General features: G+C 58.0%; 18 protein-coding genes. 5 read left to right on the top strand and 13 right to left on the bottom strand.

Going from position 1 to position 15542, the window contains the following annotated elements; translation table 11 throughout:
- Positions 1 to 132: 132 nt before the first annotated feature.
- From rseP to HWX89_RS01795, 8 genes are all read right to left on the bottom strand, one after another.
- Positions 133 to 1254 carry an RIP metalloprotease RseP gene (gene rseP / locus HWX89_RS01830; protein WP_178340593.1) on the bottom strand — a complete coding sequence of 374 codons (1122 nt, stop codon included), beginning with the start codon at positions 1252 to 1254 and terminating at the stop codon, positions 133 to 135.
- 46 nt (positions 1255 to 1300) lie between these two features.
- Positions 1301 to 2134: a phosphatidate cytidylyltransferase gene (locus HWX89_RS01825; RefSeq protein WP_138795476.1), complete on the bottom strand. Its 834-nt coding sequence runs from the start codon at positions 2132 to 2134 to the stop codon at positions 1301 to 1303.
- A complete protein-coding gene (locus HWX89_RS01820) occupies positions 2134 to 2880 on the bottom strand; it encodes an isoprenyl transferase (protein ID WP_138795477.1) in 747 nt (248 codons plus the stop codon). Before HWX89_RS01820 ends, HWX89_RS01825 begins: the two co-directional genes overlap by 1 nt.
- 64 nt (positions 2881 to 2944) lie before the next feature.
- Complete coding sequence (gene frr, locus HWX89_RS01815) at positions 2945 to 3502, bottom strand: ribosome recycling factor (RefSeq protein ID WP_138795478.1); 558 nt, start codon at positions 3500 to 3502, stop codon at positions 2945 to 2947.
- A gap of 66 nt (positions 3503 to 3568) precedes the next feature.
- Positions 3569 to 4291, bottom strand: coding sequence for a UMP kinase (gene pyrH / locus HWX89_RS01810; RefSeq protein WP_138795792.1), 723 nt, complete (start codon positions 4289 to 4291; stop codon positions 3569 to 3571).
- 97 nt (positions 4292 to 4388) lie between these two features.
- On the bottom strand, positions 4389 to 5315 hold the full coding sequence (tsf, locus tag HWX89_RS01805; protein ID WP_138795479.1) for a translation elongation factor Ts: 927 nt from the start codon (positions 5313 to 5315) through the stop codon (positions 4389 to 4391).
- Positions 5316 to 5565: 250 nt separating this feature from the next.
- Entirely contained in the window at positions 5566 to 6333 is a 768-nt protein-coding gene (gene rpsB / locus HWX89_RS01800) for a 30S ribosomal protein S2 (RefSeq protein WP_138795480.1), read from the bottom strand.
- A gap of 193 nt (positions 6334 to 6526) precedes the next feature.
- Positions 6527 to 7369, bottom strand: a complete 843-nt coding sequence (locus HWX89_RS01795; protein ID WP_138795481.1) for a cell envelope integrity EipB family protein — start codon at positions 7367 to 7369, stop codon at positions 6527 to 6529.
- A 115-nt stretch (positions 7370 to 7484) separates the two neighbouring features.
- On the opposite strand from HWX89_RS01795, the gene HWX89_RS01790 reads away from it, so the two are divergent.
- The 4 genes from HWX89_RS01790 to HWX89_RS01775 are packed head-to-tail and all read left to right on the top strand — an operon-like array spanning position 7485 to position 10351.
- Positions 7485 to 7955, top strand: coding sequence for a RidA family protein (locus HWX89_RS01790; RefSeq protein ID WP_138795482.1), 471 nt, complete (start codon positions 7485 to 7487; stop codon positions 7953 to 7955).
- Entirely contained in the window at positions 7952 to 8692 is a 741-nt protein-coding gene (locus HWX89_RS01785; protein ID WP_178340582.1) for a glycerophosphodiester phosphodiesterase, read from the top strand. Before HWX89_RS01790 ends, HWX89_RS01785 begins: the two co-directional genes overlap by 4 nt.
- A complete protein-coding gene (locus tag HWX89_RS01780) occupies positions 8689 to 9882 on the top strand; it encodes a GNAT family N-acetyltransferase (protein ID WP_138795483.1) in 1194 nt (397 codons plus the stop codon). Before HWX89_RS01785 ends, HWX89_RS01780 begins: the two co-directional genes overlap by 4 nt.
- A gap of 37 nt (positions 9883 to 9919) precedes the next feature.
- The gene (locus HWX89_RS01775) at positions 9920 to 10351 is read left to right on the top strand and encodes an HIT family protein (RefSeq protein ID WP_138795484.1); all 432 of its coding nucleotides are present in this window, start codon (positions 9920 to 9922) and stop codon (positions 10349 to 10351) included.
- A 79-nt stretch (positions 10352 to 10430) separates the two neighbouring features.
- Here HWX89_RS01775 and HWX89_RS01770 read toward each other — a convergent pair whose 3' ends face one another.
- Positions 10431 to 11282, bottom strand: coding sequence for an urea carboxylase-associated family protein (locus HWX89_RS01770; RefSeq protein WP_138795485.1), 852 nt, complete (start codon positions 11280 to 11282; stop codon positions 10431 to 10433).
- Positions 11283 to 11396: 114 nt separating this feature from the next.
- Here HWX89_RS01770 and HWX89_RS01765 point away from each other — a divergent pair, with 114 nt between their 5' ends.
- Positions 11397 to 12281, top strand: a complete 885-nt coding sequence (locus HWX89_RS01765) for a LysR family transcriptional regulator (protein ID WP_138795486.1) — start codon at positions 11397 to 11399, stop codon at positions 12279 to 12281.
- Here the strand turns inward: HWX89_RS01765 and HWX89_RS01760 are convergent.
- The 4 genes from HWX89_RS01760 to HWX89_RS01745 form a co-directional block, all read right to left on the bottom strand.
- Positions 12260 to 13210: a phosphatase PAP2 family protein gene (locus tag HWX89_RS01760; RefSeq protein ID WP_138795487.1), complete on the bottom strand. Its 951-nt coding sequence runs from the start codon at positions 13208 to 13210 to the stop codon at positions 12260 to 12262. The genes HWX89_RS01765 and HWX89_RS01760 overlap by 22 nt on opposite strands.
- 61 nt (positions 13211 to 13271) lie before the next feature.
- Positions 13272 to 14225, bottom strand: coding sequence for a phosphatase PAP2 family protein (locus tag HWX89_RS01755; protein ID WP_138795488.1), 954 nt, complete (start codon positions 14223 to 14225; stop codon positions 13272 to 13274).
- 62 nt (positions 14226 to 14287) lie between these two features.
- Positions 14288 to 14638 (bottom strand): AzlD domain-containing protein, encoded by a 351-nt coding sequence (locus tag HWX89_RS01750; protein WP_178340581.1) that lies wholly within the window; start codon positions 14636 to 14638, stop codon positions 14288 to 14290.
- On the bottom strand, positions 14635 to 15390 hold the full coding sequence (locus HWX89_RS01745) for an AzlC family ABC transporter permease (RefSeq protein ID WP_138795794.1): 756 nt from the start codon (positions 15388 to 15390) through the stop codon (positions 14635 to 14637). Before HWX89_RS01745 ends, HWX89_RS01750 begins: the two co-directional genes overlap by 4 nt.
- Positions 15391 to 15542 lie beyond the last annotated feature (152 nt).

Below are 15542 nucleotides of genomic sequence, written 5' to 3'. Positions count from 1 at the left end.
TACCTGCTTTTCCTCTACAAGCAAGCGCGAACGTTAATTTCTGTTTACTTCGTGACCTAGAGTGGCTCATTCGCCACTTTGGCATAAAAACAAGGTAAACAAGCCGCTAACAAAATCGATAAAACACCCCATTCAACCGATCAAGCTGCTGATATCATTCCAAGTTGCGAATACCATCAGACTGAAGATCATGGCAAGTCCGATACGGAAAGCAACTTCCTGCGCGCCCGCACCGAGCGGCCTGCCCCTGATCGCCTCGATTGCATAGAACACCAGATGCCCGCCGTCCAGAACCGGGACAGGCATGAGATTGAGAAGACCGATCGATACCGAAAGCACGGCTGCAAGCTGTATCACGGCGGAAATGCCAAGCGTCGCCATCTGGCCAGACGCCTGCGCAACCCGCACCGGACCACCGAGCTGATCGGCATTCATGCGGCCAGTCACCAGATTTCCGATGTAATTGAACGTTCCCGTGATGACGTGGCCGGTTTCCTGCACGCCTTCAATCAAGGCCTCGGTCGGCGTGAAGGTAATGTGTCTGAAGTTGCCGCTGTTCTGATCGGTGACGATACCGATGATACCCATTTCCAGTTTGTTGCCGAACTGGTCGGTGGTTTCAGTGCGGGTCGGAACCATCGGCAGACGAAGCTCCTCGCCTGCCCGCTCGACCGTCACGACGATCTGCGTGCCCGGACGGATGCCGACGTAACGGCGCACATCCTCAAAGGTCTTCACTTTTTCATTATCGATGGCGACAAGCCGGTCTCCGGCCAGAACGCCTGCGGCCGCAGCCGCACTGTTTTCGCGCACCTCGGCCACAACCGGGTCAGCGATGACGCGGCCGTAGATCCCGAACAGAAAGGCAAAGATCAGGATCGCCAGAATGAAGTTGGCGATTGGGCCCGCCGCAACAGTGGCCGCTCTTTTCCACAGCTTTGCGCCCGACAGGGTCTGGGCGCGCTCTTCAAGCGACATGTGGGAAAGGCCGGAACTATCCGGTTTGCTGGATGCATCCTCATCGCCGAAGAATCGCACGTAACCGCCGAGCGGGATCGCGGAAATCTTCCAGCGCGTGCCGCGCTTGTCGGTGAAACCGATCAGTTCAGGTCCGAATCCGATGGAAAAGGCGGTGGAGCGAATGCCGCACCAGCGCCCAACCAGATAATGGCCCATCTCATGCACGAAAACGAGCAGCGAGAGAACGAGGATGAATGGAATGATATAACCGGTCAAAAACCCGGTGGCAGCCATTACTGTGCTCATAACTCAGCCTCTTACTCCAATGACCCGCCGCACTTCAAAAACCTGGCAACAGGCCGCCGCGTGAACCGGGCGCATCGCCGGTAACCGCCGCATGCACGAAAGCAATGACGAACACGGTAAAGCAGGCAAAAACAAGACCGTCAACCCGGTCCATAAAACCGCCGTGACCGGGAATGAGGTGACTGGAATCCTTCACCTGAAAACGCCGCTTCACGAAGGATTCGAAAAGGTCGCCGATCTGGCTGAAAACGGACAGCACCAGAGCAAGCCCGAGAATGACGAAGCCGATCCGGCCATGATAGACCATGGACACGCCCGCCCCGCCAATCAGCGCAGCAACCGTGCCGCCGATGGCACCGGACCAGGTCTTGCCGGGCGAAATGGACGGCGCAAGCTTTGGCCCGCCAATGGCACGACCGACAAAATAGGCCAGGATATCCGTCGACCAGACAACGGCGAAGATGAAGATGATCGAAACGAAGCCATCGAGATCGTCGCTGCGGATGGCGGCAAGCGAAATCGCGCTCAGCCCCGCATAGACAATGCCACCAACCAGCCACCAGTTTTGGCCGCGCAGAATCGGAAACAGCGCCGCTGTGAGGGCAAAACCGGAAAGAAGCGGCAGATCGAGCGATGTCTCGCCGAAAATCGTGTTGCCGGCGATCACAGCGACCGAGAACCAGCCCCAGGCATTGCCCGTCGGGTTTGTTTCAGACAGCCTCGTGATCGAGGACCACTCATAATAGATGAGGATCGCCAGAAGGCCCGCGACGATACGGAACAGAATGCCGCCGTACCACGTCGCAGTGAGGATGACCGCCGCCATGACGATCGCGGAGACGATCCGCAAACGGAGTTCAGGGCTCATCAGGCGCCTGCCACAGCAACCTGATCGGCCAAGCCGCCGAAACGGCGATCACGCGTCGCATATTGCTCGATTGCAGAATAGAAATGCTGGCGGTCGAAATCCGGCCAGTAGTCTGGAACGAAGAGGAACTCCGAATAGGCAGCCTGCCAGAGCAGGAAGTTCGACAGACGCTCCTCACCGCTGGTGCGGATGATGAGATCCGGGTCTGGGATGCCGGCCGTGTCGAGCCGTCCCGAAATCATCTCCGGCGTGATCGAGGCTGCATCGAGCTTGCCCTGGGCAACATCCTGCGCAAGCGAGGCCGCCGCACGGGCAATCTCGTCGCGGCTTCCGTAGTTGAATGCGATAACAAGCGTCAGCTTGGTGTTATCACGCGTCATGTGCTCGGCTTCCTCGAGAAGCGAGCGAATGTCGTTTTTCAAAGTCTCGCGATCACCGATGATGCGGACACGCACGTTTTCACGGTGCAGCTCAGCTAGGTCGCGACGGATGAAGGCTTTCAGCAGGCCCATCAGATCCGTGACCTCGGACTCCGGCCGACGCCAGTTTTCCGACGAGAAGGCAAACAGCGTCAGATAGGAAATGCCGCAGTCACCGGCAGCGCGCACCGTTTCACGAACGGCTTCTACGCCGCGGCGATGACCCATGATTCGCGGAAGACCGCGCTGCTTTGCCCAACGCCCGTTACCATCCATGATGATGGCGACGTGCTCGGGAACTGAGGAACGTATCGTCGTCGTCGGCATATCGATCCAATATTGGCAGCGCGGAATTAAAACGAATAAAATACAGTGTCTGTCGCCCTGGCGATCAGACCTGCATGATTTCCTTTTCCTTCTCGCCAAGCAAGCGGTCAATTTCCGAAATCGTGTCGTCGGTCATTTTCTGAACTTTTTCCGACTGTCCACGGCTTTCGTCCTGACCGATGTCGCCATCCTTTTCGGCTTTTTTCAGACCATCCATGCCATCGCGGCGAACGTGGCGAATCGCGACCTTGGCCTTTTCGGAATATTCGTGGGCAACCTTGACCAGCGATTTGCGGCGCTCTTCGTTGAGTTCAGGCAGCGGAATACGCAGGTTCTGACCGTCAACGATCGGGTTGAGACCGAGGTTGGATTCGCGGATGGCGCGGTCGACGGCGCTGACCATCGACTTGTCCCAGATGTTGACGCCGAGCATGCGCGGCTCCGGAACGGTGATGTTGGCCACCTGGTTCAGCGGCACGCGCGAGCCGTAGGCGTCAATCGTGACAGGGTCGAGAATGTTGGCCGATGCGCGGCCGGTGCGCAGCGATGCGATATCGCTCTTGAATGCATTGATGGCACCATCCATACGGCGCTTGATATCGGTGAGGTCAACACCACTCATTTGATACTCCATCTCTGTCGGCCATCGCGGCCGTATTCCGCACGGGGCGGCATCGTTCGTTTGCGATTACTTGTCGTGCACGATGGTCTTACGGCCGCCGCCGGTCAATATCTGTGCGAAGCCACCCTTCTCGTGAATCGAGAAAACGATGATCGGAATGTGGTTTTCGCGTGCAAGGGCCACGGCTGCGACGTCCATGACCGCCAGCCCCTTGCCGAGAACCTCGCTGTGGGTCAACTCGTCGAAACGGGTTGCCGTCGGGTCCTTCTTGGGGTCGGCCGAATAGATGCCATCGACCTGCGTTCCCTTGAAGATCGCTTCAGCGCCCAATTCGGCAGCACGCAGGGCGGCTGCGGAGTCGGTCGTGAAGAACGGGTTGCCCGTGCCACCGGCGAAAATCACCACGCGGCCCTGGGCCAGATGGTGCAGAGCCGCGCGCTGCGAGAAGCTTTCGCAGATTTCAGGCATGGCGATGGCCGAGAGAACGACCGTGTCGATGCTGAGCTTTCGAAGTGACGTTGCAAGCGCCAGCGCATTGATGACGGTTGCCAGCATACCCATGTGGTCGCCGGTCACGCGGTCGCCACCCTTGGAGGCAACGGCAACGCCGCGGAAAATATTGCCACCGCCGACGACGACGCCGACTTCGACATTCATTGCTCTTGCTTCAGCGATATCGGAGGCAATCCGGTCGGCGACCGCAACATCGATACCAAAACCCTGGTCACCCATAAGGGCTTCACCGGAAGCCTTGAGCAGGACGCGTTTATAGATCGGCTTGGAAGACATCATGACTCCTCGGAAATGTAACCGAAACGCGGATACACGAAGGGCACCGCGTTGTCACGCGATGCCCTCCCGTTTCCCCAAGATTGGGTAAATATAATCAGCCCTTGGCGACTGCGGCGACTTCTGCCGCGAAATCGCTTTCTTCCTTCTCGACGCCTTCGCCGAGCAGCAGGCGAACCATGCCGGTGACTTCGATCGCTGCGCCGGCTTCCTTTTCGGCTTCCTTGACAGCAGCGCCGACCGTCAGGTCAGGGTTGATAACGAAAGCCTGCGACAGAAGAGCAACTTCTTCGAAGAACTTGCGCATACGGCCGTCAACCATCTTTTCGATGATTGCTTCCGGCTTGCCGGATTCACGAGCCTGTTCGATGAAGACGTTGCGCTCGCGCTCAGCAACAGCAGCGTCAACTTCTTCAGCGCGAATCGCCAGCGGGTTGGTTGCAGCGATGTGCATGGCAACCTGACGGCCGATCGAGGTCAGAACAGCCTTGTCGCCAACCGACTTCAGGGCAACCAGAACGCCCAGCTTGCCGATGCCGTCGCCAGCAGCGTTGTGGATGTAGGTTGCAACAACGCCGTGCTCAACTTCGAGCGCAGCCGAACGGCGCAGCGTCATGTTTTCGCCGATGGTGGCGATTGCGTCCTTGATGCTGTCCGAAACGGACTTGCCGGTTGCCGGGTAGGTGGCAGCAGCAATCGCGTCAACAGTGCCGTCGGTCGTCAGAGCAACGGCAGCAACGCCGCGAACGATGTCCTGGAAGGCATCGTTACGAGCAACGAAGTCGGTTTCCGAGTTGATTTCGACGACAACAGCCTTGTGACCGGCAGATGCGATACCGACGAGACCTTCGGCAGCCGTGCGGCCAGACTTCTTGTCAGCCTTGGCAATACCCTTGGCGCGCAGCCAGTCGATTGCTGCTTCCATGTCGCCATTGGTCTCAGCAAGAGCCTTCTTGCAGTCCATCATACCTGCGCCAGACTTCTCGCGCAGTTCCTTAACCATTGCGGCTGTGATTTCGGTCATTGTTTGCCTCTTGTCTGTTCAATCGGTCAGCAGGCTGGAAATCGCCATGCCGATGTTTGGGTGACGAATTTACCCTAAAGTGTGACAGGGTGATGAATGAGCACCCCGGACGTTTCAATCACATCAGGACGCCGATCAACCGGCGGAGCGATTTGAAACGAACAAGGCCGTCAACCCGGAACGGTCTTTGACGGCCTTGCAGATCATGATCGATGAGGCGGCGTGAAATTCGCCGCCCGACAGACCCTTATCAGGCGCCAGCCTCGTCTTCGAGCGCAGGCTCGATCGGAGCTTCTTCCGAAGCGCCGATGTCACGGCCGGAAGAGCCCTGCTGACGTGCGATGCCGTCGATGGCAGCGCGAGCAATCAGGTCGCAGTACAGCGAGATTGCGCGCGAAGCGTCGTCGTTGCCGGGGATCGGATAATCGATTGCATCCGGATCGCAGTTCGAGTCGATGATCGCAACGACCGGAATGCCAAGACGCTTGGCTTCTTCGATCGCGATCTTTTCCTTGTTGGTGTCGATGATGAACATCAGGTCCGGAACGCCGCCCATATCGCGGATACCGCCGAGAGCCTTTTCAAGCTTTTCGCGCTCGCGCTCGAGGTTCAGGCGCTCTTTCTTGGAGTAGCCGGAAGCTTCCGAGTTCAGGATTTCGTCAACCTTGCGAAGACGCTGGATCGAGTTCGAAATCGTCTTCCAGTTCGTCATCATGCCGCCGAGCCAGCGGGAGTTGACGTAGTACTGAGCCGAACGCTTTGCGCTGTCGGCGATGATTTCGGACGCCTGGCGCTTGGTGCCAACGAACAGAACGCGGCCGCCACGGGCAACGGTGTCGGACACGACCTGAAGGGCGCGCGACAGCATCGGAACCGTCTGAGCGAGGTCGATGATGTGGATGTTGTTACGGTCGCCGAAGATGTACGGCTTCATCTTCGGGTTCCAGCGGTGCGTCTGGTGGCCGAAGTGAACACCAGCTTCGAGAAGCTGACGCATAGAAAAATCGGGCAATGCCATGCCTTGTTACTCCTTTTCCGGTTTAACCCCCGCGAAGCGAACAGCATCGACTTTCATCGACACCACCGGGCGGAACGATCCGGATTTCTCCCGGAACATCCCAAGCTTCGCGTGTGGAATGGTGAGGCGCATACAGTCGCCTGCGACAAAATGCAAGCTTTTATGCGAAAAAATCTGCCTGACGAGGCCGGTTTCAGCGAACCGGCTTGTTTTCGCAGGTTTCGGGCGTGAGGATATCGAGCTTCGCAAGCTTTCCGCTCAGCACGAAGTCACCGTAATCCATGGTCAGGTCGCGGGTGATTCCGTTTTCGTAGAGCTTGAACGACATGCGGTAGATCGGCAGAGAATCCGTACCGGTCTTGTCGTTGTAATAAGCGATGGTGACAGGCCAGAAGGACGCCTTGGCGAAATCGCCCGCCTTGCCGGCTTCCGCGTCCCCATCCTTCGGCGTCTGCGACTTGCCGACCAGGGTCGAGGTAATCAGGCTTTCGTCACCATCATCGGAGCCGTCGAAAATCCGGGATTCGAAAATCCGCTTTCCCTGTTTGGCGTTCTCGATGACCTGGAACATGTGTTCGGTCGGGAATTCGGAGGCGACGAGATCGATCTGGCGCGCATCGGGCCGGGTGATGTCGACCTTCACACCGGCATCGCTGTCGCTGGCAGCGCCCTGCACTTCCTTGTCCAGCTTGTCGTCGGTGTAGGATTTCGTCTCGAAGGTGAACTTCTTGGAGGCCGGGTCCTCAAACGTCGTGGTCTGCTGATCCGTCAGGCGAACGGCGTCGCCGGTATTGATCTGCGTGACGAAACGGAAGTCTGTCTTGTAGCCCTGACAGGCGGAACCGGTGAACTCATAGACCATGCGGCCCGTCATGCCCTCAATGCCGGAGCGATCCGATGCATCCTTCAGCTCCAGATCGTAGACGGCCCGATGGGCAATCAGATTGGGGAGCTGGGCGGGCAAAGCATTGGCAGCGTTCGACAAGCAGGACAAGAGCCCCGTAGTGGCAACGAAACCAAGCTTCCTGACAAACATGCATTATCTCCTGTTGGACTCGCCACTCATATTGTACAAGCAACCGCCCGGCTTTGGGATCACATCTCCTGAATGCCGGATTCTTGAAGGATTTACAACAAAACCGGAGACGAAAATGTCGGACGTCATCGAAGGCCGCCTCAAGGAACTTGGCTTTACGCTTCCCGTCGCCGCCGCACCTGCGGCAAACTACGTTCCGTTCACCATCAGCGGCAATCTGCTTTACGTATCGGGTCAATTGCCGATTGAATCCGGCAAGATTGCGGTCACGGGCCTCGTTGGACGCGATGTTGATGTTCCCGCAGCCCAGCGCGCGGCCGAACTTTGCGCCGTCAACATCCTCGCGCAGGTCAAGGCAGCCTTGAATGGCGATCTTTCGAAAATCCGCCGCATCCTCAAGCTCAATGGCTTCGTTGCCTCCATTCCCGAGTTCACCGAGCAGCATCTGGTGATCAACGGTGCGTCCAACCTTCTCGCCAATGTTCTCGGCGATGCCGGCAAACATGCGCGCGCCGCCGTCGGCATGGCCTGCCTGCCCTTCAATGCCTCTGTCGAAATCGACGCGATCGTGGAAATAGACGTATGACGCTGAAACTTTCCTGGCTGATTGCTCAGCCTGTTGCCCATCGCGGCTATCATGACATGAACCATGCGGTCTGGGAAAACTCGCTTTCGGCGTTTTCCCGCGCCATCGAAGCCGGATTTGCTATCGAATGCGACGTTCAACTTGGTGCCGACAGCGTACCGGTCGTGTTCCACGACCATGAGATGACTCGCCTGACCGGCATCAAGGGTGACATCCGCGAGCGGACGTCCGGCGAACTGTCGCTGCTGTCGATCGGCCAGACCAAGGACAAGATCCCGACGCTCAAGCAGCTTCTGGCACTCTGTGCCGGCAAGGTGCCGCTGGTGATCGAGCTGAAGGGCCGCGAGGGTGAAGGCGTCGATGACGGTTTTGCCGAGGCGGTGCTGGAAGACCTGGAAGGTTACAAGGGCCATGTGGCGCTGATGAGCTTCGACCATCATCTCCTGAAGGATCTGAAGGCCGCCGGTTCCCCCTGGCCACTTGGCCTCACGGCCGAAGGCGACAAGCCGGAAGACTTCTTCAAGCATGACGAAGCCATGCATATCGGCCTCGACTTCATCTCCTACCATTGGGGCCACCTGCCCAACAGCTTTATCGAAGCCCAAAGAAAACTCGGCGTTCCGGTGATTACCTGGACGGTAAGGGATGAAAATGCCCGTGCGATTACCTATAAATATGCTGACCAGATGACATTCGAAGGTTTCGACCCGAGAGAGAACCCGTCCGCTACGGCATGACAGAAAACTACTCCATCCGCGTTGCGCAATCCTTCACGGATATCGATCCGGATCGCTGGAAGCAGCTTTCCGGTACTTCGCGCAACGCGGAAGGAAAGTCCTATAATCCATTTATTTCCCACGCCTTTTTATCATCCATCGAAGAGTCCGGATCGGCAACGGCCAAGACCGGCTGGCAGGGACACCACCTGCTGCTGGAAAATGAAAAAGGCGATCTGCTTGGTGCAGTACCGGCCTATCTGAAGAACCACAGCAAGGGCGAATATGTTTTCGACCACGGCTGGGCGGACGCTTTTGAACGGGCCGGTGGACATTATTATCCCAAGCTGCAGTGCTCTATCCCCTTTACCCCGGCGACCGGTCCGCGCCTTCTGACCGCGCAGACATCCGACAATGACGGCGTCAAACTGCTTCTTGCTTCCGGTATCGGACAGGTAACGGAAAAGGTCGGCCTGTCATCGGCCCATGTCACCTTCGCAACGTATGACGACATTGCAGCCCTCACCTCGCAGGACTTTCTGCACCGGACCGACCAGCAGTTCCATTTTCTCAACAATGGCTACCGCGATCACGACGATTTTCTCGATGCGCTTTCGTCCCGCAAACGCAAGGGACTGAAAAAGGAGCGCCGCGCCGCGCTCGAAAACGGCATCAGCATCGACTGGCTGACCGGCAGCGATCTGACGGAAGACATCTGGGATCAGTTTTTTACCTTCTACATGGATACGGGCGGCCGCAAATGGGGCCGACCCTATCTAACGCGGACATTCTATTCGCTGATCGGCGAGCGTATGGCAGACGATATTCTGCTCGTCATGGCAAAGCGTGACGGACGCTATATCGCAGGCGCCATCAACTTCATCGGTTCGGACGCGCTTTATGGCCGGCACTGGGGCTGCATCGAGGATCATCCCTTTCTGCATTTCGAGGTCTGTTACCATCAGGCCATCGATTTTGCCCTGTCGAAAGGCTTGCAGCGAGTTGAGGCGGGCGCGCAGGGCGAACACAAGCTGGCGCGTGGTTATGTGCCTGTCACCACGCATTCTGCGCATTACATCGTCCATCCGGGGCTGCGCCGCGCCATTGACGACTATCTGGAACGGGAACGTCAGGAAGTTGAAAACATTGGCGACTACCTCGAAGACCACACGCCCTTCCGCAAGGGCGAAAGACAAGAACCGGATGAATAATCCGTTTTCGATATCACCACATGAGGAGAGACTGCTGATGACCGCCAGCACCTATGACGACAACAACATCTTCGCCAAGATCCTGCGCGGCGAAATCCCGAGCGTGAAGCTCTATGAGGACGAGCATACGCTGGCCTTCATGGATGTGATGCCGCAGGCGCCGGGTCACCTCCTGGTCATTCCCAAAAGCGGTTCGCGCAACCTCTTGGATGCCGATCCGAACGTGCTGGCCCGCACCATTGCCGTGGTGCAGAAGCTTGCCGTCGCCGCCAAGGAAGCCTTCGATGCCGACGGCGTCTACGTTGCGCAGTTCAATGAGCCGGCTGCCGGGCAGACGGTGTTCCACCTGCATTTCCACGTCATTCCGCGCGTCGAAGGCCAGCCGCTGAAGCCGCATTCCGGCGCGATGGCCGACAGCGACGTGCTGAAGGCACATGCAGAAAAGATCAAGGCAGCCCTGGCTTCCTGACAATCACAGCAACGACCCCGGAGACAACCGGGGTCCTGCTCGTGAATACGCGGCTGATGGCGTAGATCAGGTCCGGCCTTCACGCCGGGTTGCGATAAGCGTTGCGTTCCGGGAAAGGCCAAGCGTTGAGAAGCGCCATATCCGGGCGGTAGATTTCCACCTTCAGCGGGTAGCAGGCAGCCGCATCGCTTGAGTGGCTGGCGCTGCAATCGCCACCGGGGCAGGCGGAGAGACCGCCGAGCAGATCCATCTCGGCAAAAAATTCCAGATAATCGCCCGGCCGAACGGGGCTTGCCTTCATGAAATACTGGTGTGTGTCGCGGGTGAAGCCCGTGCACATGAAGACGTTGAGAACGTCGTGCACATGCGGTTCGGCCTCTGCAAACGACAGGCCCCTGGACGATGCCAGCGCATTGGTGAGGTTCGAATGGCAGCAATGGTGGTAATCACCGCCGCTGAGCAGGCGATTGGTGTAGGGATCGCAGCGCGTGCCGATCACATCATGCAGTCCGCCGCCATCCTCATCCCAACCGTACCATGCTAGGCTATCACCGGTGATCGTTGCCATCGGGCGCAATGACGGCAGGTTGCTCCACAGCCGGTCGCCGATGGAGACATGGGTGGCATGAAGGGCGCGGGTCTTGCCGCTGAAAAAACGCTCGGTCAGATCGTGCGCGTTCCAGAGATTGAGGTCGCCAACCTGTGGACCATCAATGCTGATAATGCGGAAGAAATGCCCCTTAGGCACCTGAAAGGTGTGGCCATCACGTGGTGGTACAATCACCTCATCCACCTTCTGCATCGTTTCCCTGGCCTTTACGAGACTGGAAAGGTCAGGTGCCTCAAGCGTTCCATTCGGATAAACAACAACTGTACGGCGGGCGCGCCGCTCAGCGGCATCAGCGGGTTCGGTCATGGCGATGTGCGACATATAAATCCTCGAAACAAAGGGCGGTGGCGAAAGCGAAACTGCCCTGATCAAGACGGCCTGACAAGACGGGTTTTTCTTGCCCTGAGCACAAGTGTGACTTAGTCGTTGGAGACCATGAAACTACCTCCGCTCCCTGCCCTTCGCGCCTTTGAGGCTGCTGCCCGCCACGAAAGTTTCGCAGGCGCTGCGGCTGAACTGGGCATGAGTGCCGCCGCCATCAGCCAGCATGTCCGTACACTGGAGCAATGGCTGGGCGAACCGCTGTTTGAACGGCAGGCGCGCGGTGTTCGATTGACCGCGGCAGGACACGAGTTTGGAGCCACGGTCTCCGCAAGCCTGCGGCAGGTTGCGGCATCTGCCGAAGAGATCCGCGGACGCAAACAGCGCGCAGTCGTGCGGCTGGCCAGCCTGCCTTCCGTGGTGGCATATTTTCTGACGCCTCGCCTTCCCCGTTTCCGCACGCTTCATCCTGATATCCAGGTTTCAATCAGCTATTCGACGACGGGCATATCCGCGCCGGCCGATCTGACCATCGTGCACGGCAGACGACCGACGGAGAGCGCAGTGGCGCTGTTCAGTGCCGCAACCAGGCCAACCTGCGCGCCCGCCTATCGAGAAAACTTCGGACCGATCGAGGATATTGCGATGCTCTCGACGGCGGAACTTCTGCATGACGAGACCGAGGCTGCCTGGCAGGACTGGTTCGCAGCGACGGGAACACGCAGCCCCCAAAACACGGGACCGATCTTTGCCGATTTCAATCTGCTTCTGACAGCCTTGAAAGCCGGACAGGGTGTTGGACTATGCCCGACCGAGTTGATGCGCGACGAGATAACGAGCGGTCGTCTGAGCGTGCTGTTCGATCAGGCGTCTGATCAGGACAAATATTACTGGCTGGTGGCGCCAGAGACCCTGACGGCCCCAGCAAAACGGCTGTTCGGCTGGCTCGTTCAGGAGGCACAGGACCAGCTGGACGGTTATTTGGTTGCCAGAGCCTGAGACTGGGAAAGAGGTGCCCTGCGCGCCTTTTCCCGCTCCGCCATGCGGTTCAGCAGCCACGCCGAAACCGGGCAGATGATGGCAAACACCAGTAAACCACCAGCAATGTCCACAAGGTGGTGACCACCCTGTACCAGAACGGCCGGCAGCATCAGGGCATTCAACGGCCAGATCACCGCTCTGAACGCCCAATGGCGCGGCACGAACCAGACAGACATCGCCGCCATGACGATGTGGAACGACGGAAAGCCGATCAGGCCGAGCGTGTCTTTCGGCGTGAGATAGACCACACCCTCATAGGCGAGACGAACCAGTTCCCGACCGTAACCTGCATCAACCGCCAGAGGGATGACCTGCGTCACCCATTGAGGAAATGTCTGATATGCGGAGGGGCCCAAAGTCGGGAAAAATATCCAGAAGATGATACAGGTGAGTGCACCCAGCACACCGGTCACGAGGAAGTGGTGAAGCGAAGCACGCCTGCCGGTAAAGCCGAGCGTGATAACGATCAGCAAAAGCTGCGGCAAGGATGTCGCGTAAACGGCATAGAGAATCTTGGCGACCAACGGATGGGTCGCAGACCAGGTCACCACATCGGGCCAGCTATAACCGAGCGCCTCATCGATTCGGAAAAGCAGGGGATCAACAATTGCAAAACGGACCGGCAGGAACATGTAGTTAAAGACAGAAGCGGCAAGCGTGAACAGGACGAACAGACCGGCTGAGGTCAGCGCGGCGGCTATGTGCAAATCGCGGCCGCTGTTGCGATAGAACTGACCGAGTATGAAAACGCCACCGCCGAGCAGCCCGCAGACCAGGTATCCGGCATAGTCGATACGAATGCCTTTCAGCGTGATCAACGTCGCGTCGATCACAAACAGCGCAACGATGATGGACAGAACAAACCGTTCCGCAGGGAAGAGTTTCATGATCAAGCCCCTGTTCGAATGACCACAGTCTAGAACAGGGGGTTTAAAATTCGGATAAGCCTTATCCTGAAAGCCCCACGGGAACGATCCCATCTGGAACAGCGGCGGTTTGATGAGATCGGGCATCCATCCAGTTCAGGAGCCATGCCGACAGCGGGCAGACAATGGCGAAGGCGGCAAGTCCGCCGAAGATATCCGAGAGATGATGGCCACCCTGGACCAGAACGGCAGGCAGCATCAGCACGTTCAGTGTCCAGATAACCGCCATGAAAAGCCAATGCCGGGGCACGAACCAGACCGACATTGCCGCCATGAAGATGTGAAACGATGGGAAGCCGATGAGACCGAGGACATCCGCAGGTGTCAGATAGCTCACGCCCTCCTGCCCGAGCCGCATCAACTCACGGCCATAGGCAGGATTGACCGCCATAGGGATGGCTTCGGACACCCATAAAGGCAGTTCGTGATAAGCCTTGGCACCGTAGGTCGGGAAGACGATCCAGAACAGGATGCTTGCCAGCGCCCCCAAGACACCTGTGACAAGGAAATGGTGCAGCATACGGTCCTTGCCGGTGAAGCCGAGCATGATGACGATCAGGAGAAGCTGTATCAGCGACGTTCCATAGACCACGAAAAGGCCAGTACCGATCCATGGGTAGGTCGCCGCCCAGGTGACGACATCCGGCCAGCTATAACCGAATGCGGCATCGATGCGCATGAGCAGCGGATCGATGGCCGGAAAGTGAACCGGCAGGAACATGTAGTTGAAAACGGATGCCACCAGAGTGAACAGAATGAACAATCCCGCCGAAATCAACGCCGTTGCGATACGCAGATCGCGTCCGGTTTTTCGATAAAACTGGCCGAGTATAAAAATGCCACCGCCAAGCAACACGCAAACAAGATATCCGGCGAAATCGAAATTGATATCTTTGACGACAATCAAAATGGCATCAATCAGAAACAAAGACAAAATGATGTTCAGAACAAAACGTTCCGCGGCAAATAATTTCATACTGAAAATTCCTGGCTAAAACAGCCGAAAGCTAGAGCCGGGAATTTAATATTCAGATAAAGTCAGGCACCAAAACCCAGTATAAACAGCCCCGCAGCCAGAAAAATAACGGGGGCTGCCACACCGACCAGAACGCGTTGACCGGCGGCAAGGAAGGTGGCGAAGCCGAGAGCGGCGGCGCCAACCCTTAGCCAGACAGGCGACGCCTCAAGCGAGCCGGTTGGAAAAACAATCAGCTTGGCTGTGACGGCCATGACGAGGGCAGTGGCGACCGCCCTCACCCACGACAAAGCCTCCGAATCCTCCTTCAGCCGGTTGCCGGCGAGAACGCCGAGCCAGCGCCAGAGATCGGTTGCCAGCCATCCGGCAATGGCGATGAAGACGTAAGGCGCCCACCATTGATCGGTCATCACGGCTCCCCCTCCGGCGAGGCAGGCACGATCTTGCGGCGAAAGAGAAAGCGATCGACCAGATAGGCGAAGGTGCCACCACCAATACCGGCATAGAGAATATCGAACTCCGGTGTGATGACCGCGAATAAGGGCCCGGCAATGATGCCCACCACAAAGGCGACCTTGACGACGGAGTGGCGGGCCGAGGCCCAGATGGAAGCGATGAAATAGACCGGCGTCAGGAAGAACAGTACGCCAGCCACCAGAGGCGGAAAGGCCGCGACAACGCCGTAGCAAAGACCGACGATCAGCGTGTTGACGAGGGTGAGCGTCATGCCGAAGCCTGCAAACCAGGCGGCACGGCCTTCACGCGGCACGTTCGAGAGATTTTGCGTGGCAAAAACCCAGGCGGTGATGGCGACGAAATGCGACAGGAACAGCAACAGCCAGGTCGGGGTTTTCGCGCCGCGCATTTCCGGAACGATCGAGGCCACCATCGGCATCATTCTGACCGATGAGAGCGTCACCGCCAGAAAGCAGGCGGCGAGATTGGCGCCGCCGACCATGGAGCCGATCAGGATCATCTTGGCCGGCAAAGCCCAGATCATCAGCGTCATGAACACGGCCTCGCCCCTGTTGACACCCGATTCCAGCGCAAAGGCGCTGAAGCCGACAAAGGACGTCATGAGGATGAAGGACGGCAGGGAAAAAATGCCCCTCATGCCCCGGAGGAACCAGTGACCGAGGGAAACCTGATCGCTTTCGGATTGCATGGCCATGAAGATACGCTTCCTTGCTCGTTCTGCCGAGGGAGATTTCCGGCGGGACAGAGGCGGTTGGCCAAGGGCATAACCGAAGGGACGGCCGGAAACAATCGTCTTTGGCCAAGGGCACGGACGGAGCCGTGTGAAAGCCGCCCGATCGG

The sequence above is a fragment of the Rhizobium sp. RM genome, from assembly GCF_013390595.1.
Taxonomy (GTDB): domain Bacteria; phylum Pseudomonadota; class Alphaproteobacteria; order Rhizobiales; family Rhizobiaceae; genus Agrobacterium.
Note: the sequence above shows the minus strand (reverse complement) of the source record. Positions and strands in the feature narration are given on the sequence as shown.